We start from the raw sequence: 23,530 nt of genomic DNA, 5'->3' as shown, positions 1-23,530 counted from the left end.
CAGCTCAGTTGATGAGCTGTTTTTTTATGACGACTGAATTGGCGTTAATCTTTGTTCAATTTCTGCTCGTTTATGCTCTAGGAACGGCGGAAGGGCTAATTGATCACCAAGTTCGTCCACCCCTTCATCCACTGTAAACCCAGGGCCATCTGTTGAAATTTCAAATAAAATACCATTTGGCTCTCTAAAGTAAAGAGCTTTAAAATAAAAACGTTCTACAACACCAGAGTTCGTAAAGCCTGCTTTTGATATTTTTTCATACCATTTTTCAAGCTCTTCTGCATCCTTCACACGGAATGCGACATGATGCACACTTCCTCTGCCGGAACGTTCAGAAGGCCCTTCTGTTTTTTCAATCACATGAATTTCTGTTCCAGCACCGCCATTTCCTGACTCAAAAATGGTCACGATCTCACCATCATTTGATTGTTCACGTGCTCTTTCAGTGAAACCAAGGATGTCTGTTAAGACACGGATCGTCTTATCAGCTTCTGCAACGGTTAATTCAACTGGACCTAAACCTCTAATTGCATACTCTGCAGGAATATCGAGATGCACTGGCGGTGATCCTTCTTCTTGTGCGTTCGGTTCTACTGTTAAAAACAGCTGCTGCCCTTCTGGGTCTTTAAAACGTAAGGCAGGTCTTCCGCCTCTCAAGGAAGCTGTTTCTTGCTGTACGCCTTTATCTTCAAACCGCTTTTCCCAAAACGTGAGTGCCTCTTCAGAAGAAACGAGAAGGCCTGTGCTTGTGATCGCATTTGTCCCTTCCAAACGGCGGGCAAGCATTGGAATCTCAAAGAATGTAAGCTCTGTTCCTGGTGAAGCGACCTCATCTCCATAAAACAAATGATACATAGATGGGTCATCCTGATTGACTGTTTTCTTTACAAGTTTCAAGCCAAGAATTTGGCGATAGAAATCAACATTCTTCTGAGCATTGGCTGTTAACGCAGATACGTGGTGAATCCCTTTGATTTTCATTATTTTCACTCCTATTTTAAATTATCTCGAATTCGAGATAATATCCTTATGAATAAAATAGTTCATTTTTCAAGAAAAGTCAACCATTTAACTGTACGTTTACTGGATGTTCGGTTTCCGGTCATTAAATTAACATTAAATCGAAAATAATCTTTCATTGTTCGTTTTTAACACTACATTTACCCTAATATCTCCAATAAACGAACACTTTCAATTACAAATACGAAAATCAGAAAATTTTTTTAATTCTTGTTTTCCTAAAATCGTATTACAATGAACAAAATACATGTCACAGTAACGTACGAAAGTGATGCAGGAGGTCGTGTGTAATGAACAAAGAACAACCAGCGTTAAAACAAGACATCGGCTTATTTTTCGCCCTATCTCTTGTCATCGGGACCATTATCGGATCAGGCGTCTTTATGAAGCCAGGCAACGTCCTTTCCTATTCAGGGAGCTCAGACATCGCCTTATTCGCTTGGCTGTTAGGTGGAATCTTAACACTTGCAGGCGGACTGACAGTCGCTGAAATTGGTACACAAATCCCGAGAACCGGCGGTTTGTACGCCTATCTTGAAGAAGTGTATGGTGAATTTTGGGGCTACTTATGCGGCTGGGTGCAGATTATTATTTACGGACCCGCCATCATTGGTGCACTTGGTCTTTATTTTGGTTCATTATTAGCCAATTTATTTTCCCTTTCGGCTTTGTGGTCTACAACGATCGGCATTATCACCGTTTTATTTTTATGTATCATCAACATCATGGGAACAAAATACGGCGGATTTGTTCAGGGGCTGACCACTATTGGAAAGCTTGTCCCAATTGCCGCTATAATTGTGTTTGGCATATGGAAGGGTAACGAAAACATCTTGATGGCTGTCAACGATAGTATCGCTCAAATGAACTTCGGTGCAGCGATTTTGGCTACGTTATTTGCTTATGATGGCTGGATTTTACTTGCTGCGCTTGGAGGAGAAATGAAAAACCCTGAGAAACTGCTTCCTCGTGCGATGGCAGGCGGAATTTTAATTGTGACGGCTTGTTATCTCTTTATAAATGTCGCACTTTTGCACGTGCTGCCAGCTGATCAAATCGTCCAGCTAGGTGAAAATGCGACGAGCACTGCTGCTACCATGCTCTTTGGACCAATTGGCGGGAAAATCATTAGTATTGGGATCATCATCAGCATCTTTGGCTGTTTGAACGGAAAGGTTCTTTCATTCCCTCGTGTGATTTTTGCGATGGCAGAACGAAAGCAGATTCCTTTCGCCAACGCGATTTCCCGTATTCACCCTACGTTTAAAACACCTTGGATCGCTGTATTTGTGCAAATTTTGATCGCCATTGTGTTTATGATCGTCAGTAATCCCGAGAAGCTGTCTGAAGTATCGATTTTCATGATTTACATCTTTTATGTCATGGCCTTTTTCGCCGTCTTTAAGCTGAGAAAACAAAACAGCGGAATGAAGCGTGCGTACAGTGTACCACTTTACCCACTGACACCAATCATTGCGATTATCGGTTCATTATTCGTCTTAATCAGCACCATGATCACCGATTGGAAAAGCTGCCTGATCTCCATGTTGATCGGAATGGCTGGACTGCCTATTTATTATTATATGAAAAAAACACAAAATAAAGCAGAGCACTAAGCAGTGCTCTGCTTTTTTTCCTTCTTCTCAGCGTAATAGAAAACCTTTGTAGTCTAGGAAAGACGAGTACCGGAGCGGAGAAAATGTGACATTCGTGAGCACAGGAACGGAGGACTGACAAAAAATGCGAGGGTTTGCCTACACGCTGAAGCAGAGCGCTAAAAGGTCTCTGCTTCATTTTTTATATTGTTTGATCACTTTGTATGATTCGTTTAAATATCTCATGAGCCGGTATGGCTTACTAAGCACGCGGATTGGGAGCCTTGAGATAAATCCATTCAGGTTCGACTTATATTCCTGCGTGATCCGCTTTGGCTTTGTCGCTATTTTCTCGTATACTTCCTTGTAAAATTCCTTCATGATGTCGACTTGCACACTGATCTTTTGATGACACTCTGTACACTCAACGCTTTTCATCTGATCATTCACATAAACGATGCTGTGGAGGGTCTCTTCTTGGCACCGAGTACAGTGTAGGTTTGCTTCCATTTCGGTTTTCTTCAAGATACACAGCTCCTTTCTCGTTTGATGTTGCTCTTGTTATACCATTCGAACGCTGCCAGCCTTTTATTGAACGGATGCTTCCTTTAAAATGGCTGCCGCCGTTAGTTCGTCTGTCACCAGTACTTGGATGAAGCCGCCATTTAAAGCCCCTAAAATGCTCTCAGCTTTATGGGTTCCTTCTACAACAGCGATGACCGTTTTGACGCTCTTTAATTGTTCCAGCGATAAGCCAATGACCTTTTGATTCAGTTCATCTTGGACAGGTTTTCCTTCTCCATCAAAGAAACGAAAGCCAATATCACCGACAGCCCCTGATTGCCTTAAACCAGATAAGTCCTCTTCTTTTAAATAACCGACTGTTTTTAAAGTTGACCCTTTATGCGGGTTGCCAATACCGATGAGGGCAATATCCACATTTCTGCCTTCTTCAAGCACAGCTTCTATGTCCTGCATCGCCATAAGCCGTTCTTTTAATTCTTCTGTTTCTAAAATCGCAGGGGCATATAAATAGGAACACGTGCCGTTCATTTTCTTTGCCAGCTCATATGCCAGCTGATTGGCATGAATGTCGACCGCCTGCCTGCCCATTCCGCCCTCTAAAGGAATGACCTTCACATCGTTTCTTCGTTCAAACGGATATTCTTTGACAAGTTCAGCAAGCGTCGTGCCCCATGAAATACCGATTTTCTCCGCATCTTTCATGTTTTTAGACAAATAATAGGCGCCTGCTTGACCGACTGCCCGCTTCACCATCTCAGACATTGTCCCGACACTTGGGACAACGACCGCATCTGTTAATTGAAAGGTTGTTTCTAGCTGCTTTTCAAGTTCCACCGTATGAATGCTTTCGTCTTTAATGTACACTTCAACGATTCCCACATCTTTTGCTTTTTGTAAGAGCTTTGAAATGACTGGTCTTGAGACATTGAGCTTTTTTGCAATTTCCTGCTGCGTCCACCCGTCTGTATAATAAAGATGAGCAACTTTGACGAGCTGTCGTCTTTCTTCCCAATTCAGCATGTGACATCATCCTTTTAATATACTATGATTACCAGTATACCAAACATTCGTTTCCAATTGGAACAATTGTTATGAAAATGACAAAAAGAGCGATTAACTCTCCGCTCTTTTTCCCTCAGTATATTTTGGCTGATACGTTCTCCCTCCGTCTAACAGGATCATTTGTCCGTGCAAATAGCTCCCCTCGCGACGTGTGAGAAATAAAGTGAGCCCTGCGATATCCTCAGGTGTTCCTAATCTTCCGATGGGAATGAGTGATTGCAGCTGCCGTTTCTCCTCTACAGTAGGATAGAGCGTATCAAGCATTTGAGATTCAATGACGCGGGGGGCAATCACATTGATGCGTATTTGATGCGAGCCTAGTTCCTTTACGAGCGAACGCATCAATCCAAAAGCCCCTGCTTTTGATGCATAATATTGAATACCGCCGCCTGAGCCGGTGATTGCAGATCCCGATCCAATAATGACAACACTGCCTTCCTGCCGCTCACACATATAGGGTGCCAACGCTTTGATGCAATAGTAAAGACCATATAAGTTCACAGCCAGTGTCTTTTTCCAAAGTGAAAAATCGACTTCTAAAAAAGGCAGTGATTTTGTCATTCCTGCTGAATACACAAGGTGAGCAATACCGCCCAGCTCCCTTTCAGCTGCTGATATCATTTGCTGAACACTTTCCCACGATGAAACGTCAGCTTGAATAGTCAGCAGCTGAGGATACTGTGTCTTTAAGAGCGAAAGTCCCTTTTCGTCTATATCTGACACGGCGACTTGGTGCCCTTCTTTTAAAAATCGCTCAGTAATTTCTTTTCCGATCCCTTGGGCTCCGCCAACGATGAGAACTGGTTTTTGAACATTAGCCAGCACTCTCACCCCCATCAAGCATAATCGCCACGCCATCTGTAAATGCACCATAGGAGGTACTGAGAAACACCGTCATATGGGCCACAGTCTCCTTGATTTGCTCTGTATCAGGAAACAAATGGAGAGGCGGCGGCAGCAGCGCAAGCACCCGGATACCTTTGTCTTTAAATTCTCTCGCTAACCCTTTTGTCATGGCATTCAGCATAGAATTTGATGTAGCATGCGAGATCCCGCCATCACCTGTGATACTGCCTGATGACGATATATTAATGATGCAGCCTTGCCTCTGATCAACCATATGCCATACGGCGGCCTGACTGGAAAGAAAGACGGTATTCACAGCCGATTCCACTTCACCCACCCACTCATCAGGGCTCACGTCATCAAGTTCCGCGTCCGCTCCTTGCTCTGCTTGATTGACCAAAATATCCAGTTTACCGCATGTATCAATCACTTGCCTCAGCATCCGTGTGGCATCACGCGGCGTTTCCAACGGGTTCTGAATGATACTCGCTTGACCGCCCATTTTTTGAATGTCTTCACGAATGGTTTTAGCCTTTGACTCATCATGAAACGTGTGTAAAAAAACATGTGCACCTGCCCGGGCTAAAGCCAGGCAGATGGCTTCTCCAAATCCATCTGTGCTACCTGTCACAAGTGCCGCTTTCTGATGAAGCTGGACGTGCACATGCATCTCCTCCCTATCCCTTGTTTGGCCATTATTTTCTCAGCTTACTCACGATATCAAGTGCTACTTCATAAAAACCTTCTGAGATGGTCGGATGCGGATGAATCATTTTCGCCATCTCTTCTGCTGTTCCTTCTAAATACATAAAGGAGGAAGCTTCTGAAATCATCTCTGTGACGTGCGGGCCAACCATCGTCGCACCAATCACTTCACCATAGGCTGTATCGTATACCAATTTAATAAAACCTGTTTGCTCGCCTGCCGCTAGTGCTTTACCGCTTGCCGCTAAATCAAATCGTTCTGCCCGCACGTTAAGTCCTTTGGCTTTTGCCTCTTTCTCAGTCAGACCAACACTTGCTACCTCTGGTAATGTATAAATACATCTAGGCATGATATCAGCATTCATTTTTTCAGACACACCGCAAATATTACTGACCGCAACAGCGGCCTCTGCCATCGCTGCGTGAGCCAGCTGATAGCCGCCAGCGACATCCCCAACTGCATAGACACCTTCCACACTTGTCTGCATCTTGTCATTCACTTTGATAAAAGGACCATCCAGCTGAAGGTCAAGCTGGCTGACGGCAGATACACTAGGTCTTCTTCCTACACAAACAAGCAGTCTTTCAGCCGTAAAGATATGCGTCTCTCCTTTATCGTCTGATGCATGAACCGCTTTGACTCCTTCGCTTTCCGTCACCTCTGTCACAGTGGTTTTCTTCGCGATATGGATGCCTTTTTTCTTTAATTCTCTTTCTAGCAGCTTAGATGCTTCCTCATCCTCTTGCGGAATAATAGACGGAGCCGCTTCGATAATCGTGACTTTTGATTGAAGACTCTGGAAGATACAAGCCAGCTCAAGTCCAATGACACCGCCGCCAATGATGACGACAGAAGCCGGAATATCTGGAATGTCAAAGATCGTATCACTTGTGTCAAATTGAATGTCTTTAAGGCCCGGTATTGGCGGAATGGCAGGTGAAGATCCAGTAGCAATGATGAGTTCTTTCGTTTCGATCGATTCTGCCCCATCTTGCTTTTCAATCTCAATCCGGTGCTTTGCAACAGCTGTACCTCTGCCGTTATATACATCAATCTTTCCTTGCTTTAATAAAAAGGCAATTCCGCCTCTGAGCTTTTCAATGACGTCATCTTTGCGCTTTCTCATTTTATCGAAGGAAAGGACCAAATCACCTGTTTCAATTCCCCAGCTTTTCGCCTTCTCAATTGATTCAATAACTTCTGCATGTTTGAGCAGCGTCTTTGAAGGAATACAGCCCCGATTTAAACAAGTACCGCCTAGAAAATCCTCTTCAATCAATGCGACCTTCCGTCCACGCTCAGCTGCTTGAAGGGCGGCAGTATACCCGCCAGGCCCTCCGCCAATGACTGTCAGATCATACGTTTTCGTCATCCGATTCATCTCCTACATTAGCAATTCAAATGGTTGTTCAAGCACTTTTTTAAGATCTGTTAAAAAGGCAGCCGCTGGTGCGCCATCTACTACTCGGTGATCAAACGATAAACTAACGCCCATCATCGGCCGCACCTGAATTTCTCCATCTACTACAACAGCTTTTTCTTGAATGCGCCCAACCCCTAAGATCGCCACTTCCGGCTGATTAATAATCGGGGTAAAGGTATCAATGGCATACACCCCTAAGTTACTAATGGTAAAAGTGGACCCTTTCAGCTGGTCTGGCAGCAGTTTTTGGTCACGTGCGCTTCGGCCGATTTCTTTCGCCTCTTTTGTCAGCTGTTTTAACCCTTTTTGGTTCGCATGAGAAATGACTGGAACCATTAAGCCATCTTTTACAGCGACAGCGAGACCAATGTGCACATCATCATGGAAATGGAGCTCATTTTGTTCAAACGTCATATTGATCTGCGGGTGGCGCGTGAGTACGTTGCTGACCGCATGAATGATAATTTCTGTAAACGACAGTCTGTAGCCTGTCTCTTTTTCAATCGCTGGCAATAGCTGTTTGCGTATTTCTTTCGCTTTTGTCATATCGATTTCACTTGTTAATGTCACGTGCGGTGCTGTAAAGGCACTTTGTGACATCCTATCAGCAATCACTTTTCTCATGCCAGCTAGTTTTTGTGTTTTCGCTGGAGAAGACTCTGCTGTTTGTGCAACTGCTGCCGTTACATCACTCTTCATAATTTTTCCGTGTGCACCAGATCCAGCAACATTCGCTAAATCGATTCCTTCACGAGCAGCCACTTTTTCTGCAAGCGGTGACACGCGCTGCTCTTTCTCACTAGAGTGGACGGCCGCCTCGACGTCCCGCTTTTGAACTCTGCCATTAGGTCCTGTGCCAGATACCTCGTGAATCGCTACATGATGATCCTTTGCCGTTTTTCTCGCCGCAGGTGTGGCACGTACTTTTTCATTAGGTGTTTTTGGGGCTTCAGCAGAACTGGAAGAAGCCGCGTCTGATGAGGACGATTCGCTACTGCCTGTTGAATCTTCATCTGATTGTGCTGGCGGTTCGCTTGGCACATGTTCATTTGCCTCTCCGATGTATCCAATGACAGCATTGACTGGAATTTGATCATCGGCTTCATAATATTTCTTTAGAAAAATACCATCATCATAGGCTTCCACCTCAATATTGATCTTGTCTGTCATAATTTCAAAAAGAGGCTCACCGATTTCAACCGAATCTCCTTCTTCTTTAAACCATTGAAGCAAGGTGCCGACTTCCATCGTACTGCTCAGCTTCGGCATAAATATCTCTTTTGGCATGATCTTCTCCCCTTTACTTAAGAGCGCACAAGCTCTTTTGCTGCTTCAATAATATCTGGCACTTGTGGAATGACCGCTTTTTCCAGCGTCGGGTTGTATGGTATTGGGACCGCAAGACCGCCAAGTCGTTTAATTGGAGCATCTAAGAAGTCAAAGGCTTCACTTTCCGCTATCATACTTGCAATCTCTCCGCCATAGCCGCCTCGTTTTACCGCTTCATGAACGACGATACATTTACCTGTTTTCTTCACAGATTCGATAATCGTTTCTTCATCTAATGGGACAAGTGTTCTTGGGTCAATGATTTCAACATCGATTCCCTCTGCTTCTAGTTCCTTCGCCGCTTCTAACGCTTTGTGTACCATAATTGCTGTTGCTACAATCGTGACGTCTTTCCCGCTTCTTTTCACATCTGCTTTCCCTAGAGGAATGGAATATTGCTCTTCAGGCACTTCACCGATTGTTTTATATAAAAGCTTGTGCTCGTAGAAAATGACAGGGTTGTCATCATCCATCGCCGCTTTTAAAAGTCCTTTTGCATCATAGGCTGTTGAAGGCTGAACCACTTTAAGTCCTGGAATATGCGCCATCCACGCTTCTAAGCTTTGGGAGTGCTGCGCCGCTGCACCCGTTCCTGATCCTGCTGGTGTTCTTACGACAAGCGGCACCTTTCCTTTTCCGCCAAACATGTATCGTGTTTTGGCTGCTTGGTTCACAAGCTGATCCATTGCGATTGTGATAAAGTCAGAGAATTGAAGTTCTAAAATCGGACGCATACCAGTTAAAGCCGCTCCGACTGCCCCACCTGCGATGGCAGCCTCTGAGATAGGTGTATTGCGAACGCGCTCTGGCCCGAATTCTTCAATCATGCCGCGCGTGACACCAAAAGCACCTCCATATACGCCGATATCTTCACCTAAAATGAAGACATCTTGGTTTTCTCTCATTTCCTGACTCATAGCCTCTCGAACGGCTTCTAAATATGAAATCTCTCTTACTGTTGTTTTTGTCACGTGATTCCCCTCCTAATTAGGCGTATACATCCTCTAATAGTGTGTCAATTGACGGTTCTTTACTGTTTTTGGCGAATTCGACAGACGCTTCAATTTCCTGCTTTGCTTCTTCCTGTAAGCTTGCTGCCTGCTCTTCTGTCAAAACATTCAGTTCAATCAAGAGAGACTTAAAGCGTTTGATTCCGTCTTTTTGTCTCCACTCTGTCTCTTCTTCACGTGTACGATATTTTTTCGCATCACTCTTAGAGTGACCCTTCCAGCGGTACGTTTTCATTTCAATGAGCGATGGGCCTTCTCCCGCTCTCGCACGGCTGACTGCTTCATCAACTGTGTTCATAATTTCGACCATGTCATTTCCATCAACCGTTTTCCCTGGCATTCCGTAGCTTTCTGCTCTTGTTGAAATGTCTTCAATGTTGATCATTTCTTTCACAGGGCCAGACATGCCGTACTGGTTGTTTTCACAAATAAACACAACTGGTAAATCCCAAATAGACGCAAGGTTTAATGCTTCATGGAAGCTGCCTTCATTTGTGGCGCCATCTCCGAAGAAACAAAGAACAACAAAGCCTTCCTGCTTCATTTTAGATGTGAGCGCTGCACCTGTTGCCAGCGGGATACCGCCGCCAACGATTCCATTTGCCCCAAGATTTCCTTTTTCTAAGTCCGCGATATGCATGGAGCCGCCTTTTCCTTTACAATAGCCGGTTTCACGTCCAAACAATTCAGCCATCATTTTATTAACCTCGGCCCCTTTTGCAATACAGTGACCGTGTCCCCTGTGTGTGCTGACGATCTTATCTTTATCTTCTAATACGGCAATCGATCCAACAGCTGACGCTTCCTGTCCAACACATAAATGAGTGGTGCCATGGATAAGTCCTTTTGCAAAGAATTGATCGACCTTTTCATCAAAATATCTCACTAACCACATTTGTTTATATAAATCTGCTAATTTCTCATGACTAATCTGTTCAGGCAAAGTGATTTGTTTTTGCATTTCTTCTCTCCCCTTTACATTTGTTCTTATGTGTTACATTTGTAATTATCATACGTTTAAGTGTCATCGAAGTCAAGCATTTCTCTCTCATTTTTAAGCGTTTTCATCTTTTGTCAGAAAAAAAGAGAAAGGCAAAGCCCTTTTCCAAAGAACTTCTCTTTCTCTTTTAATCTCATACACTCATTCATCTGGATACATCATGATTTTGACGCTCTCACCCTCAGGATGCCTCGCACATTCTATCGCCTGAAGCAGCTGGCTTAACGGATAACGATGCGTTACCATCTTTTCAGTGTTGACCACTTTTGCTTTCAAAAGCTCAAGGGCTTCACGATAATGATATGGATGCGAGGAATAGGCTCCTACTACCTTCACTTCATCATTGAAAAATCGTTCAGCAGGAATGGCCACATCTCCCTTTGGAAAATGAGCAAACACCAAAATCGTCCCGCCTCGCGCTACAGCCTGAAACGCCTCTTTTAAAAGCGCACTGCTCCCAACAGAAATAATAACGAGGTCTGCTCCCTTTCCATCTGTTTCTTTCATCACCCGGTTTTCAACCGGCTCAGCTGCTGGATGGAAAGCCACATCTGCACCTAAGCTCCTCGCTTGCAGCAGCCTGTTCTCATTCACATCTGTTATCATCACTTTCCCAGCCAAATAATATTTGGCGAGCTGCAATTGAATACAGCCAATTTGCCCCGCTCCAAGGATCAATACGGAATCTCCTGGGTGAACAGGAGCTCGTTCAAACCCATGCAGACAGCAGGCTACCGGTTCTACCATCGCCCCTTGCTCATACGATACGTCTTTTGGAAGCTTGCCCATCGTGTGCTTGACATGCAAAGCAGGTACACGGATATATTCTGAAAACCCGCCCGGCTCTACATTTGTGGCTGTAAACTGCGGACACATCGTATAAAACCCCTTTTGACAAAAGTCACAGGTGAAACAAGGCACATGATGCGCCACATAAACCCTGTCTCCCGTCTGGACATTTGTCACACGCTTGCCGGTCTCGACAATATCACCAGCGATTTCATGCCCTAACACCGTCCCAGGAGGTACTGTCTCATGCGTTGCTTTGTAAATATCCGTTCCGCATAAGCCGCAGGCCCGCAGCTTTAACAAAACTTCATCATCACCGATGACTGGCCGGTTCCGCTCCTCATACCGAATGTCCTCTGAAGAATAAAAGACAGCTGATTTCATGTAGCGGCATCCTCCTTTTCATCACCCTTCGCAAAATCCTGCAGTGTTTGAACAAGCTGCTTGTACTCACTCATCTCACTGGATATCCAGTAGCGCCCTCCGAATATACGAGCTGGCCCCACCCTGACATAGACTTTCCCGATATGAGGATAAGGCTTTAAAAAAAGCTTTCCTTTAATATCAGAAACTGCATATGTGTGCCATCTGCCAAAAGCCCCTATCTTCAGTTGATCTTCACTAATGATGACGTTAGTCGGCTGGTTCAGTCCTGTAATACTAGAGAGCATGAGAATAGGCAGCGTATAAACGCCTAACACAGCTAACGGGTCAGGTCCTGCTGACCATAACGTATAAAGAGACCAGAGAAAAAACAGACAGATGAGCACAGCCGGAAGAAAAATAGACAACATTGCAGACGTTCGGCTATAAGCATGATGCTGCATGAGACTTCCTCCTTTCGATCACTAGAAGGAGCCGCAAAAGCTCCTCCATGCAATAACTCTCTACTTGATATGATCGATGATTTTCTCGATATCATCTTCAATACCAAATCCAGTTAAAAAGGATAATGTTTGAATCACAGGTGTCCCTTTTGTATCACTCACAGGCGTTGTTGTCACAATTAAATCAGCACCCTCCGCTTTTTGCGGGACTTCAGATGCCTTACACTGTTCCACGACGACATCATATCCTTTTTCCTTTAACGTTTCTTCTACCTTTTTAGCCACAACCGTTGATGTTGCAACTGCCGTTCCGCATGATACTAATATTTTCTTCGCCATTAGAATCCCTCCAGCTCATTTATTGTTCTTTTTGATCTAAGCCCATTTCTTTCGCATACTGCTTTTTAATATCATTTCGCACCCAGTACCATAGAAGCGCATAAGCCAAAGCACAGATAATCGCTGCAATAAAGTAAGGGTTGCTCGGATCAAGAAGTCTCACCATGATCCAAGGAATAACGTGAGAACCAAGGTCAATACCTGAAATCATGTTTGCCCCTTCTGGGAAATCAAAGCCGACTGCTTTCCCCATTGTTGTCGCAAGCGGTGCAAGGTTCGTTGCGATAAAGAAGACAATCATTAATGTAAAAATACTGTTAATAAGACCGCGAATAATATTTCCACGAGCGGCTGCTACTGCCCAGACAACTGTAAATGGCAGAACCGATAAGTCAGCAAACGGGAGCATGCCATTGTATGGCAGGACAACTGCGAGCAAAATCGTAATCGGCACCATTAAAAGGGCTACCGCCATATTCGCTGGATGACCAATCACAATCGCTGTATCTAAACCAATATAGACATTTTTCCCTGGGAAACGCTTTTGAATATAAGAACGAGCGCCCTCAGAGATTGGAATCAGCCCTTCCATTAATAGCGCAACCATTCTTGGCATTAAGACAAGAACTGCTGCCATTTGAATACCGAGCGTCATCACACCTTTTGCATCATAGCCGCCAAGAAGACCAATAATGATACCAAGTATGAGACCCATCACAAGCGGTTCGCCAAAAATGCCAAAGCGTTTCTTCAATGTTTCTGGATCAGCATGAATTTTGTTTAAACCAGGGATCTTATCAATGATGCGGTTTGACGCATACATGAGCGGGGCAAAGTTGACCGTTTCAGCATGAGCCATCGATACGCCTTTTAATCCGAAATGGTGTTCGATTGTCGGCGCCGTCCAATCGGCTAATTTTAGCGTGATCGCAGAGACGATCAAGCCAACAGCAAGAGCCAAGAACATATTATGATAAGCGTAGTAAGTAACAGAGGCTGCGAAAATCAAATGCCAGAAGTTCCAAATATCCACATTCAGCGTTTTCGTAAAGTTTACGGACAATAAGATGACATTTAATAAAAGCACAAGAGGAATCATGAGCGGGGCAACGGGTGTACCAAAGGATATGGCAGCTCCAATCGGCCATCCAACATCCAAAATATCGAGCTTTAGCCCAAGGGAATTAACCATGGCTTTTGCTGCTGGCCCAAGTCCGCTCACGAGCAAATTAATGACAAGATTGACACCGACAAATCCAATTCCGATCGTAATACCGGCCCTGAAGGATTTCTTAAAGCCCTGCCTTAAAATCATACCGAAAAGCGTCATAATAATCGGGAGCATAATAGTTGGTCCAAGGTCTAATATAAAATCGACGGCTTGCTTGATCATACATCCACCTCCTGAATTTTTCAGATAAAGCGCTTACATATTTTCGTGAATGGCTATTGGTTTAATTCTTGCCGAAGCACGTCAACTGCTTCTTCATAAGATGTCATGTGTGAGAGCTTTGTCATCACCTCTTCTTTTCTAAAAAGTGTCATCAGCTTCTCCAGCATCACAAGCTGTTTGCTAGGCTCAGAGATTGCTAGGACAAACACAATTTTGGCTTGCACTGTTTCATCAGGGCTTCCCATCTTATGAAAAATGACAGGTTCCTTTAAAGTAGCTACACTAATCGCTGGTTTGTTCACATGCTCAGGATCTGTATGCGGAATCGCTACCCCAAAGGCTGCCAGTGGAAGGCCTGTAGGATATGTTTTTTCTCTTTCAAGCACTGCTGGTAAAAAGCTCGATTTAATGTACCCTCCAGCTTCTAACCGCCCTGCTAAATATGTGGTCACCTCCTCTCTCGAAGATGCTTCGAACTGCAGCTTAATCAGTTGTTCATCTAACTCAAACAAGCTGTTCAAACAACCACCCCTTTCATTTGGTATAAATATGAACACATGTAACAAAAGAAAGAACATTTTTAGAATAGAACCTTTTATAAAGCGCTTACAATTATGAATTCTGAAAAATGTTCAATGCTGTTACCTTTGTAAAGATATTATAATATTCAAAATTATAAGTCAATGTCCCTAGGGAAATTTAAATAAAAAAAAGACGCAGTCATCACCGCGTCTCTTCCTTCTAATCTTCTATACTGCTTGTTAAATGTGGCTTCCTATATCTAAAAATTCAGATACAAATAGATTGTCTGTCTGCACTGCCATTTCTTCCTTTGTGCCAATTTTTTCGATTCTTCCTTCATTCATCACCACAACACGATCAGCAATATCGAATGCTTCTTCTTGATCATGTGTCACAAAAATGGTGGTCATTTGAAAGTCACGATGAACTTTTTTCAGCCAATGCCTTAATTCTTTCCTCACCTTTGTATCAAGTGCACCAAAGGGTTCATCTAAGAGGAGTGCCTTCGGCTGAACGGCAAGTGCGCGCGCCAGTGCCACACGCTGCTTTTGCCCGCCTGACAGCTGATCTGGATACCGCTGCTCAAACTGCGTAAGCTGAACAACCTCTAAAAGCTCATGTACCCGCTCTTTGATGTCTTTTTTAGGCAGTCTTTCTCCTCTAGGTTTCATTTTCAGCCCATATGCCACATTATCAAAAACCGTCATATTTCGAAAAAGCGCATATTGCTGAAATACAAAACCGATCTGCCGTTTTCGTACTGGAATGTGTGTGTAATCCTGATCTCCAAATAAAATCTGTCCGTTATTGGCATAATCAAGACCTGCAATGATTCTTAATAAAGTCGTTTTCCCAGAGCCAGATGGTCCTAGTAAAGAGATTAATTCACCATTTCTTATCGATAAATCCACGTTTTGCAAAACCTTTGTCTGACCAAATTGTTTTGATATTTGTTTTGCTGTAATCCCCAAGGCCGATCCCTCCATTTATGTTGACCGCTTGCCAAGCCGGTGATCCCTCTGCTGAATGATTTGCTTAATGATTAAAGTAATGACTGCCACAAACGCCATGAGAGACGCCACAGCAAAAGCGGCTTGAAATTGGTACTCATTGTATAAAATTTCGATATGAAGCGGCATCGTATTGGTCATGCCTCGAATATGACCTGATACAACCGACACGGCACCAAATTCACCAATCGCTCTTGCCCCGGCTAAAATGACACCGTAAAAAAGAGCCCATTTGATATTCGGCAGTGTCACAAAGAAAAAAGTCTTCCATCCGTTTGCACCAAGTGTGAGCGATGCTTCCTCCTCATGAATGCCTTCATGCTGCATAAACGGGATTAATTCTCTGGCAATAAACGGAAATGTAACGAATATGGTGGCTAGGATCATGCCTGGTACAGAATAAATGACTTTCCATCCATTCGCCATAAGCCAAGGTCCTAAAAGCCCGTTTGAACCAAATAAAAGCACAAATACAAGTCCAGCAATCACAGGCGAAACGGCAAACGGGAGATCAATCACAGTCGTTAACAAACGTTTTCCGCGGAAATTAAATTTTGTGATAAGCCATGCAGCACTTACCCCAAAGATCATTTGAAGCGGCAAGGTGACGACGACAATGAAAACAGTCAATTTGATCGCCGCGAGTGTATCTGGATGTGAGATGGCCAGAAGGTATGAACTCCACCCTTTCTCAAATGCTTTTGAAAAAACGGCGATCAGCGGTATGAGTAAAAATAAAATCAAAAAAGCATACACGACCGTAATCAAGAGGATTTTCACCCCTTTAGATTCGGTTACAGGACTTTTATACTGAACATGGTGCTGATGACTAAGCTCTCTCTCCAATGGTTTCACCTCACGTATACTTGTTTTTTCCGCTCAACATACCACTGAATGCCGTGAATCAATAACAGGATGAAAAACGAAAGAAGCAGCATCAAGCATGCAATCGCTGCTGCACCATGATAATCATACTGTTCAAGCTTGGACATGATCATCAGCGGTGTAATTTCTGTTTTAAACGGAATATTTCCAGCAATAAACACAACAGAGCCATATTCACCTAGCGCTCTTGCAAACGCAAGTGAAAATCCAGTCATCACCGCAGGAAACAGGGCCGGCAGCAGTACGTGAAAAAAGGTCTGTCTCCTTGTCGCACCAAGAATCGCCGCAGCCTCTTCGACTTCCTGCTGAAGCCCTTCTATCACAGGCTGAACGGTTCGGATAACGAATGGAATGCCAATAAAAATCAGTGCCAAAATAATCCCAATCGGTGTGTACGCCACCTTTATATGCAGAAATTGACCAATCCATCCATTAGGAGAATAGAGGGTGGTCAGGGCAATACCCGCAACAGCTGTTGGGAGAGCAAAAGGCAAATCAATGAGAGCATCTAAGATTTTCTTTCCATGGAATGTGTACCTGGCGAGAACCCAGGCAATCAGTACACCAAACCCTGCATTGATGAGAGCAGCTGCAAAGGAAGTCGTCACGGTCAGCTGAAGAGACTTCAATACTCTTGCATCGGTAAACACCTTCCAAATCCCCTCTGCTCCTAATGAAGCCGTCCAAATAAATACCATGGATAAAGGAATGACGACAATCGCACTCACATAAACGAGCGTCACCCCAAGGCTCAGCCCAAATCCAGGCAATATACGTTTTCTTTTATTGGTGGCTGTATGTGCTTTCTTCATCACATCGCCCCCTATTTTTGTCCGCTGTATATTTGATCAAATAATCCGCCATCATCAAAAAATCTTTTCTGCGCCTTTCTCCACCCGCCAAACGCTTGATCAATCGTCACCATATCAATCTTTTTAAACTGGTCTTTATATTTGTTTAAGACTTCTTGATTTCTAGGGCGATAATAGTTTTTCGCCGCAATTTCCTGCCCTTTTTTAGAATATAAATAATCTAAATAAGCCTTCGCCACTTTCTCTGTTCCTTTACGTTTCACATTTTGATCAACGACCGCAACAGACGGCTCCGCTAGAATACTAATTGATGGGGTGACAATTTCAAATTTGTCTTTGCCTAGTTCGTGCTGCGTTAAATAGGCTTCATTCTCCCATGCAATTAACACATCCCCAAGTCCGCGTTCAACAAAGGTCGTTGTGGCTCCGCGTGCACCTGAATCAAGGACTTCGACATGTTCATATAGCTTTTTGACAAAATCCTTTGTTTTTTCTTCATTCCCATGAAATGTTTTATCGGCGTAGGCCCATGCAGCTAAGTAATTCCATCTCGCACCGCCGGACGTTTTCGGATTTGGCGTAATGATGGACACACCTGGCCGAATCAAGTCGTCCCAATCTTTAATATTTTTGGGATTCCCTTTCTTCACAAGAAACACAATGGTCGATGTATACGGTGTTGACTGATTTGGAAATTCTTTTTGCCAATCTTTTGAAAGCAGTCCGCGATCTGCAATCGCATCAATGTCATACCCTAAAGCCAGTGTTGCCACATCTGCCTCGAGTCCATCAATAATCGATCTTCCCTGCTTTCCTGATCCACCATGAGACTGCTTGATCGTGACATCCTCACCTGTTTTGTCTTTCCAATACGTCTGAAAGGCTTGATTGTATTCCTGATACAATTCACGTGTAGGATCATACGAAACATTTAACAGCTCAACCTTTCCCTTTTGGCTTGAGGCTTCGTTTGCGTTTGAGCATGCAGTACTCGTCACAGCCAAGACGAATATAATGGTCACGACCCAGACCCATTTCCACTTTTTCATGTTATCCCGCTCCCCCGTTATCAAAAATAGTGACACCAACCTTGCCGTTTCATACGCAAAAAAGACCCTTAGCCACCTGAAATACATCACAGTCCTGTACTTCAAATTGCCAAGAGCCTTCGGTTGTCCGATCAGCTATGTATGATTGATGTTAGTCTATATATTATTCAAACTATTCACAGGTGTCAACTCTGTTTTTCTTTTAAACAAAAAAAGAAACGCCATCTTGAAGAGGCGCTTCTTTTCCCGGGAAATGGTTTTAATCGGCAGAAAGCTTTAAATTGACACCAACAGCGGTTCCATTTCTCGAGGAGTCAGCTACTCCTGTAAATGTCCCTGCTTTCCGATCAATGAGTAAGGCTTGCACATTTCCTATATCAATAGGTGAACTGCCAAAACGATGACCCATATCATTTAGCTTCGTTCTTACATCAAGGGGAACACCTACTTCGTAACGGTAAGAAGTTGTACTGTTTGTATAAATCCGCGGCTCTTCCACCGCATCTTGCAGCTCCATGTCGTATTCAAGCAAGTTTAATATGGTTTGTGAAACAGAAGCAATAATAGTCGTTCCTCCAGGTGAGCCCACAGTCATGACCGGCTCGTTATCTTTAAATATGATGGTCGGGGTCATACTGGATAATGGACGCTTATTCGGCTGGACTTCATTTGCTCCGCCTGGTCTTGCGTCAAAATCTGTTAGTTCATTGTTTAAGAAAAAGCCATATTCCGGAACAAGAATCCCTGTACCAAATAACTGTTCAATGGTTGTTGTGAATGACACGACATTTCCCCACTGATCAGCAACAGTAAAATGAGTGGTCTCGCCAATGGTTTTATCTTCTGGCTGCGGGATAATTGGGGATGGATTTTTTTCATCCTCATACGCCCATGGATCCCCTTCTTTCGGGTTTTTGTTCATTTGATCTAATTGAATGAGAGAAGCTCTTTTTGAAATGTAATCATCGTCTAGTAGTCCTTTTAGTGGAACATCTACGAATTCGGGGTCGCCTGCATATGCAGCACGGTCAGCATAGGAGAGATGCATTGTTTCAGCTAGCAGCTGATATTTTTCGAATGATTTGGGGTCATATTGTGATAGATTGAAGTGATCTAGTATTTTGAGTATTTGCAGCATAAACACACCGCCTGAGCTTGGTGGAGGCATACTTGCAAGCTGGTATCCTTTATAGTCCCCCCAGATAGGCTTGTCAGTCTTGACCTCATAACGACCAAGGTCATCAGTTGTCATCGTTCCGCCAAAATTTTGGACTGTCTTTGCAAGTGCTTTTGCTACTTTTCCTTCATAAAATGCTTTGCTTCCTTTTTTCGCAATGAGCTTAAATGTTTTTGCAAGACCTGGCTGTACAAGCAGATCGCCTTCTTTGAGCGGCTGATCATCTGGAAGAAAGATTGGCGCTGCGGCCGTTTTTTTCAGCTTTTCTTGATGATCTTCAATGGCTTTTGCTAGAACAGAATCAATTTCAAATCCATCCTCTGCAAGCTGAATGGAAGGCTCAATCAATTCCTTCATCGAACGGGTTCCCCACTTATCTAATGCTGCTTCGAGACCTTTTACTGTCCCTGGAACACCAACCGCATTACCGTGTGTGGATCGCTCAGCAAATGGGATGACTTTTCCCTCATCCGTTAAAAACATGTCAGGTGTTGCGCCCTGTGGTGCTCGTTCTCTACTATTGATGATGGATGTTTCTTTTGTCTTTCCATCATAAACCATCATAAAACCACCGCCGCCAATTCCAGACATCATTGGCTCTGTCACATTCAGTGCGTACTGGATGGCAACAGCAGCATCCACTGCGTTTCCACCTTTCTTCAATACATCAGCACCTACTTCTGATGCCAGCGGGTGAGCAGTAGCCACCATGCCATCTTTACCAACAGCTACTTTACTCCCATGAGATTCGTTCGCATTGACTTGGCTGACAGGCAGAAAAAACGAGAAAACAAACAGACATATGGACAAAACAGTTAGAGAAATGCGTTTCATGAACAACACCCCTTCCATATTCTTACTTTGACCTTACCGACTTCTTGACCAGAATACAATAGATTATTCTAAAATTTCAAAAATTTTCATCCTATCATCCTACATTTCCCAAATCAAACATTGTTTTTCAAAACATATGACGCACTCACTTATTAGGAATAAAGACACACCATTTCCAACGATTCAGCTTCAAGGTATAATAAACACAACAAAGAGGGGGAAAAACATTGAACAACAAATGCAGATTATTTTGGGAAGACTATTGGAAAGAGAAATCAGAAAAAGCACCTGATGACGCGTTTGTTTCGGCGTGGGCATTCGGCTCAGATCCTGATCATTTGCTTGATCTTGTAAAGCAAGGAAAAAAAACAGCCACTTGTTCTGGACACCTTTTTTATGAAAAGGAACAGGAGCCGCTTCCACAACCCGGACAATATGCGGTCATTTTGGACAGCCAAGAAGAACCAAAAGCCATCATTGAAATTACACATGTTGATGTTATGCCAATGAATGAAGTCCCCGTATCATTTGCACAAGCAGAGGGTGAAGGCGACTTATCTTATGACTATTGGTACAGAGAACATAAAGAATTTTTCACAGAAGCACTCCAATCATACAGTTTAGAATTCAAAGAGGATATGCTTCTTGTTTGTGAACGGTTTAAGCTGATTCATTCAGCTTCTTAGCCTTTAAGCGGCGCCAAATATGGCCCGCTTTTTTCGTTGCTTTTCCCCTTTTAGAAAAAGGTGTGTTGAGATCACATCTTTAGGTCAGAATAAGATCAAATAGAAAAAGTGAAGAAATTTTCGACTACACCTGTTTTTTTTCGACAAAAGAATATATAATTATTTGATGTGTGCATTGTCTCATTTATACAATGGAGGGTTTTTACATGTTAAAAAGGAAAAAAGACAAGTTTTCCGTCTTGTTAACGGAAATTGCTAAAAATTTAGATGAAACTGCTGAGTATTTTGTTAGCTATAAAGTAACAAATCAAACCACTCTGAAAGAATTTTCTGACACATTGAAGGAATATGAGACAAAAGGTGATAATCATGTTCATACCATGATTAAAGAGCTGAACAAAGCCTTTATTACACCGATTGAACGTGAAGACATTCTTCAATTGACGAATAGCCTCGATGATGTTTTAGATGGAATTGAGCATTTTTCCGCAACATTAGAAATTTACTCAATTACAAGCTCTGACGAACATATCGACAAATTCAGCCACTACATCAGAGAGTGTGCGAAAGAAATTTTAATCACAATTGATCTACTAGCTGAAAATCGCTTGAAAGATATTCATCCGCACGCAATCAAGATCAAAGAGATTGAACATAATTGTGACAATCTTCATCGTAAATCATTAAAGAACTTGTTTGGAAAAGAAACAGATCCAATTAAAGTGATTCAATACAAAGAAATTTACGAAACACTTGAAGAAATCGCTGATTCCTGTCAAAGTGTTGCCAACAATCTAGAAACAATCATTATGAAGAATGCGTAACGGGGTTAGTTAAACATGGACACATTACTCATCCTTACCATACTTATTGTCATTTGTGCACTTGCTTTTGATTTCATTAACGGGTTCCACGATACAGCAAATGCCATTGCGACTTCAGTTTCAACGAAGGCATTAAAGCCTAGACATGCGATCATCATGGCAGCGTTCATGAACTTCTTAGGAGCAATGACATTTACAGGTGTGGCAAAATCCATTACAAAAGATATCGCAGATCCATTTACACTTCAAAACGGCTCTGTTGTGATTTTGGCTGCTTTAATTGCGGCCATCACATGGAACTTGCTTACTTGGTATTACGGGATTCCGAGTAGTTCTTCACATGCATTAATCGGATCAATTGCAGGAGCGGTTATTGCCTCTGCCGGTTTTGGCGCTTTAAACTATTCGGGATTCATTAAAATCATTCAAGCACTTTTGCTTTCACCTATCCTAGCTTTCGTATTGGGATATATCGTGTATACCATTATCAAAATTATATTTAGAAACAACAATCTCGCAAAAACAAATAAACAATTCCGACGTGTTCAAATTTTAACGGCTGCACTGCAATCGTATACCCATGGGACAAACGATGCGCAAAAAGCGATGGGAATTATTACGATGGCTTTAATTGCAGGTAATTTGCATACAACAGACGACATTCCTTTCTGGGTACAATTCTCTTGTGCGCTTGCAATGGGACTCGGTACTTCTATCGGCGGCTGGAAGATTATCAAAACAGTCGGCGGTAAAATTATGAAAATTCGTCCAGTAAACGGAGTATCTGCCGACTTAACGGGTGCAGCTATTATCTTCGGTGCGACGTTTATTCACTTACCTGTTAGTACGACTCACGTTATCTCATCTTCTATTCTAGGTGTAGGTTCTGCACACAGAGTCAAAGGGGTTAACTGGGGTACGGCAAAACGTATGCTTGTCACTTGGGTGATTACATTACCGATTTCAGGAACTCTAGGAGCTCTTATATACTTTGTGTTAAATGCGATTCTCTAATATCAAAGACCTGTCTAACAGGTCTTTTTTTATTTGCCCGCACACTTAAAAACCCTTTTCCTGCAGGACATTTTTTCATGAAGCAGGGTTTCCAATCATATCCATAGAAATAAACTACTTGATCATTGCCGTATTTTTCGCATTAACTGATGCCTTCATCTTTCTTAGCTCCTATATTAAGAAACTCGGAAATCATGAGCTGGAAACCGACACCCATCAACTCCTTGAACAAAATAACGATCTGCTTCATTCTTACCTCAATAAACTAAAAACGTACCAATACCTATTGAAAAATGAACCGATCCATGTATATTATGGAAGTGTAGAGGCATATATAGAGGGAATTGAGCGGCTGATTTATTCTTTTGCCGACAAGATGAATATTCAAGCGGTGCTTTGTCCATACGATATGCAGGAACAAAAAGACGACCTGCTTCGGACACTTGACCAGCGGGCTCTTATTCAGGCGAAGCTTGACAGGCAGGAAGTATATTACGATGATTTCGGTCATTTGGTGCTCATCCCATTTTCTGTAGCAGATGCTCATTTTGTCATTAAGCTCACCTCCGATGAGATTGTCACGGAGTTCGACTATTTATTAATGACATCACTTACAACAATTTATGACCTAATCTTGCCTGACGAAGAGGAAGGTGATGAAGATGGACCACGCACTTCAAGGGGATAACAACAATCCTAAGAAAAACCCTTTTAAGATTTTAAAGAAAAAACGCCATATCAGTATGGCCGATTATAAGGTAAGCCCCCATACTGAGCGAATTTTTAAAAAGAATGAACAGCTTCTGGATGAGTATAAAAATAAAAAGGCTTGATTACACTAAAGGACGCGGAA

At 43.0% G+C, this 23,530-nt stretch carries 24 protein-coding genes and 1 pseudogene; 6 read left to right on the top strand and 19 right to left on the bottom strand.

The genetic code is table 11. From position 1 onward, the window contains the following. Positions 1-24: 24 nt before the first annotated feature. Positions 25-981 carry a ring-cleaving dioxygenase gene (locus MHI08_RS06090; protein ID WP_342492381.1) on the bottom strand — a complete coding sequence of 319 codons (957 nt, stop codon included), beginning with the start codon at positions 979-981 and terminating at the stop codon, positions 25-27. Positions 982-1,310: 329 nt separating this feature from the next. On the opposite strand from MHI08_RS06090, the gene MHI08_RS06085 reads away from it, so the two are divergent. Beyond that, complete coding sequence (locus MHI08_RS06085) at positions 1,311-2,636, top strand: amino acid permease (protein WP_041085079.1); 1,326 nt, start codon at positions 1,311-1,313, stop codon at positions 2,634-2,636. Positions 2,637-2,810: 174 nt separating this feature from the next. Here MHI08_RS06085 and MHI08_RS06080 read toward each other — a convergent pair whose 3' ends face one another. From MHI08_RS06080 to ggt, 18 genes are all read right to left on the bottom strand, one after another. Further along, a complete protein-coding gene (locus tag MHI08_RS06080; RefSeq protein ID WP_024426788.1) occupies positions 2,811-3,140 on the bottom strand; it encodes a hypothetical protein in 330 nt (109 codons plus the stop codon). Positions 3,141-3,203: 63 nt separating this feature from the next. After that, positions 3,204-4,160 (bottom strand): sugar-binding transcriptional regulator, encoded by a 957-nt coding sequence (locus MHI08_RS06075; RefSeq protein WP_024426787.1) that lies wholly within the window; start codon positions 4,158-4,160, stop codon positions 3,204-3,206. A 93-nt stretch (positions 4,161-4,253) separates the two neighbouring features. Beyond that, positions 4,254-5,039 (bottom strand): SDR family oxidoreductase, encoded by a 786-nt coding sequence (locus MHI08_RS06070; protein WP_087975559.1) that lies wholly within the window; start codon positions 5,037-5,039, stop codon positions 4,254-4,256. Beyond that, positions 5,017-5,718: an SDR family NAD(P)-dependent oxidoreductase gene (locus MHI08_RS06065; protein ID WP_229137058.1), complete on the bottom strand. Its 702-nt coding sequence runs from the start codon at positions 5,716-5,718 to the stop codon at positions 5,017-5,019. The genes MHI08_RS06070 and MHI08_RS06065 overlap by 23 nt, the downstream gene beginning before the upstream one ends. Before the next feature lie 25 nt (positions 5,719-5,743). Then, positions 5,744-7,126, bottom strand: a complete 1,383-nt coding sequence (lpdA, locus tag MHI08_RS06060; protein ID WP_087975561.1) for a dihydrolipoyl dehydrogenase — start codon at positions 7,124-7,126, stop codon at positions 5,744-5,746. Between the two features lie 12 nt (positions 7,127-7,138). Further along, a complete protein-coding gene (locus MHI08_RS06055; RefSeq protein ID WP_342492380.1) occupies positions 7,139-8,464 on the bottom strand; it encodes a dihydrolipoamide acetyltransferase family protein in 1,326 nt (441 codons plus the stop codon). Between the two features lie 17 nt (positions 8,465-8,481). After that, entirely contained in the window at positions 8,482-9,477 is a 996-nt protein-coding gene (locus MHI08_RS06050) for an alpha-ketoacid dehydrogenase subunit beta (protein WP_342492379.1), read from the bottom strand. Between the two features lie 16 nt (positions 9,478-9,493). Beyond that, positions 9,494-10,477, bottom strand: a complete 984-nt coding sequence (pdhA, locus tag MHI08_RS06045; protein WP_024424949.1) for a pyruvate dehydrogenase (acetyl-transferring) E1 component subunit alpha — start codon at positions 10,475-10,477, stop codon at positions 9,494-9,496. 180 nt (positions 10,478-10,657) lie between these two features. Then, positions 10,658-11,689: an alcohol dehydrogenase catalytic domain-containing protein gene (locus MHI08_RS06040; protein WP_311165241.1), complete on the bottom strand. Its 1,032-nt coding sequence runs from the start codon at positions 11,687-11,689 to the stop codon at positions 10,658-10,660. Then, on the bottom strand, positions 11,686-12,132 hold the full coding sequence (locus MHI08_RS06035) for a hypothetical protein (RefSeq protein WP_024426781.1): 447 nt from the start codon (positions 12,130-12,132) through the stop codon (positions 11,686-11,688). Before MHI08_RS06035 ends, MHI08_RS06040 begins: the two co-directional genes overlap by 4 nt. A 60-nt stretch (positions 12,133-12,192) precedes the next feature. Beyond that, complete coding sequence (locus tag MHI08_RS06030; protein ID WP_003212259.1) at positions 12,193-12,471, bottom strand: PTS sugar transporter subunit IIB; 279 nt, start codon at positions 12,469-12,471, stop codon at positions 12,193-12,195. Between the two features lie 19 nt (positions 12,472-12,490). Then, positions 12,491-13,864 carry a PTS transporter subunit IIC gene (locus MHI08_RS06025; RefSeq protein WP_024426780.1) on the bottom strand — a complete coding sequence of 458 codons (1,374 nt, stop codon included), beginning with the start codon at positions 13,862-13,864 and terminating at the stop codon, positions 12,491-12,493. A gap of 53 nt (positions 13,865-13,917) precedes the next feature. Continuing rightward, positions 13,918-14,385 (bottom strand): PTS sugar transporter subunit IIA, encoded by a 468-nt coding sequence (locus tag MHI08_RS06020; protein ID WP_056766231.1) that lies wholly within the window; start codon positions 14,383-14,385, stop codon positions 13,918-13,920. Positions 14,386-14,625: 240 nt separating this feature from the next. Next, positions 14,626-15,357: a sulfate ABC transporter ATP-binding protein gene (gene cysA, locus MHI08_RS06015; protein ID WP_024424953.1), complete on the bottom strand. Its 732-nt coding sequence runs from the start codon at positions 15,355-15,357 to the stop codon at positions 14,626-14,628. A 15-nt stretch (positions 15,358-15,372) separates the two neighbouring features. Then, a complete protein-coding gene (gene cysW / locus MHI08_RS06010) occupies positions 15,373-16,242 on the bottom strand; it encodes a sulfate ABC transporter permease subunit CysW (RefSeq protein WP_024426779.1) in 870 nt (289 codons plus the stop codon). Positions 16,243-16,247: 5 nt separating this feature from the next. Then, entirely contained in the window at positions 16,248-17,093 is an 846-nt protein-coding gene (cysT, locus tag MHI08_RS06005; protein WP_342492378.1) for a sulfate ABC transporter permease subunit CysT, read from the bottom strand. Positions 17,094-17,104: 11 nt separating this feature from the next. Then, positions 17,105-18,142, bottom strand: a complete 1,038-nt coding sequence (locus MHI08_RS06000; RefSeq protein ID WP_342500083.1) for a sulfate ABC transporter substrate-binding protein — start codon at positions 18,140-18,142, stop codon at positions 17,105-17,107. Positions 18,143-18,401: 259 nt separating this feature from the next. Further along, on the bottom strand, positions 18,402-20,153 hold the full coding sequence (ggt, locus tag MHI08_RS05995) for a gamma-glutamyltransferase (RefSeq protein WP_163115247.1): 1,752 nt from the start codon (positions 20,151-20,153) through the stop codon (positions 18,402-18,404). Between the two features lie 227 nt (positions 20,154-20,380). Between ggt and MHI08_RS05990 the strand changes: the two genes are divergently transcribed. The 5 genes and pseudogenes from MHI08_RS05990 (at position 20,381) to MHI08_RS05970 (ending at position 23,510) form a co-directional block, all read left to right on the top strand. After that, positions 20,381-20,839 carry an ASCH domain-containing protein gene (locus MHI08_RS05990; RefSeq protein ID WP_056766225.1) on the top strand — a complete coding sequence of 153 codons (459 nt, stop codon included), beginning with the start codon at positions 20,381-20,383 and terminating at the stop codon, positions 20,837-20,839. 206 nt (positions 20,840-21,045) lie between these two features. Further along, a complete protein-coding gene (locus MHI08_RS05985) occupies positions 21,046-21,663 on the top strand; it encodes a DUF47 domain-containing protein (protein WP_024426775.1) in 618 nt (205 codons plus the stop codon). Positions 21,664-21,678: 15 nt separating this feature from the next. Then, a complete protein-coding gene (locus MHI08_RS05980) occupies positions 21,679-22,677 on the top strand; it encodes an inorganic phosphate transporter (protein WP_017359158.1) in 999 nt (332 codons plus the stop codon). A gap of 109 nt (positions 22,678-22,786) precedes the next feature. After that, positions 22,787-23,365 (top strand): annotated as a pseudogene (locus tag MHI08_RS05975) (type II toxin-antitoxin system SpoIISA family toxin); the annotation flags it as partial. Further along, complete coding sequence (locus MHI08_RS05970; RefSeq protein WP_080652934.1) at positions 23,334-23,510, top strand: type II toxin-antitoxin system SpoIISB family antitoxin; 177 nt, start codon at positions 23,334-23,336, stop codon at positions 23,508-23,510. The pseudogene MHI08_RS05975 and the gene MHI08_RS05970, both read left to right, overlap by 32 nt. The last annotated feature ends 20 nt before the right edge of the window (positions 23,511-23,530 follow it).

This window comes from Bacillus sp. FSL M7-0791, assembly GCF_038627085.1.
Classification (GTDB): domain Bacteria; phylum Bacillota; class Bacilli; order Bacillales; family Bacillaceae; genus Bacillus; species Bacillus safensis.
Note: the sequence above shows the minus strand (reverse complement) of the source record. Positions and strands in the feature narration are given on the sequence as shown.

Coding starts and splice junctions, on each gene's coding strand:
- MHI08_RS06085 (WP_041085079.1), top strand. CDS start 1,311: ATGAACAAAGAACAACCAGCGTTAAAACAAGACATCGGCTTATTTTTC.
- MHI08_RS05980 (WP_017359158.1), top strand. CDS start 21,679: ATGGACACATTACTCATCCTTACCATACTTATTGTCATTTGTGCACTT.
- MHI08_RS06070 (WP_087975559.1), bottom strand. CDS start 5,039: ATGGGGGTGAGAGTGCTGGCTAATGTTCAAAAACCAGTTCTCATCGTT.
- ggt (WP_163115247.1), bottom strand. CDS start 20,153: ATGAAACGCATTTCTCTAACTGTTTTGTCCATATGTCTGTTTGTTTTC.
- MHI08_RS06090 (WP_342492381.1), bottom strand. CDS start 981: ATGAAAATCAAAGGGATTCACCACGTATCTGCGTTAACAGCCAATGCT.
- lpdA (WP_087975561.1), bottom strand. CDS start 7,126: ATGACGAAAACGTATGATCTGACAGTCATTGGCGGAGGGCCTGGCGGG.
- cysT (WP_342492378.1), bottom strand. CDS start 17,093: ATGAAGAAAGCACATACAGCCACCAATAAAAGAAAACGTATATTGCCT.
- MHI08_RS06040 (WP_311165241.1), bottom strand. CDS start 11,689: ATGAAATCAGCTGTCTTTTATTCTTCAGAGGACATTCGGTATGAGGAG.
- MHI08_RS06065 (WP_229137058.1), bottom strand. CDS start 5,718: ATGCATGTGCACGTCCAGCTTCATCAGAAAGCGGCACTTGTGACAGGT.
- MHI08_RS06030 (WP_003212259.1), bottom strand. CDS start 12,471: ATGGCGAAGAAAATATTAGTATCATGCGGAACGGCAGTTGCAACATCA.
- MHI08_RS06025 (WP_024426780.1), bottom strand. CDS start 13,864: ATGATCAAGCAAGCCGTCGATTTTATATTAGACCTTGGACCAACTATT.
- MHI08_RS05970 (WP_080652934.1), top strand. CDS start 23,334: ATGAAGATGGACCACGCACTTCAAGGGGATAACAACAATCCTAAGAAA.
- MHI08_RS05985 (WP_024426775.1), top strand. CDS start 21,046: ATGTTAAAAAGGAAAAAAGACAAGTTTTCCGTCTTGTTAACGGAAATT.
- MHI08_RS06075 (WP_024426787.1), bottom strand. CDS start 4,160: ATGCTGAATTGGGAAGAAAGACGACAGCTCGTCAAAGTTGCTCATCTT.
- MHI08_RS06000 (WP_342500083.1), bottom strand. CDS start 18,142: ATGAAAAAGTGGAAATGGGTCTGGGTCGTGACCATTATATTCGTCTTG.
- MHI08_RS06055 (WP_342492380.1), bottom strand. CDS start 8,464: ATGCCAAAAGAGATATTTATGCCGAAGCTGAGCAGTACGATGGAAGTC.
- MHI08_RS06035 (WP_024426781.1), bottom strand. CDS start 12,132: ATGCAGCATCATGCTTATAGCCGAACGTCTGCAATGTTGTCTATTTTT.
- pdhA (WP_024424949.1), bottom strand. CDS start 10,477: ATGCAAAAACAAATCACTTTGCCTGAACAGATTAGTCATGAGAAATTA.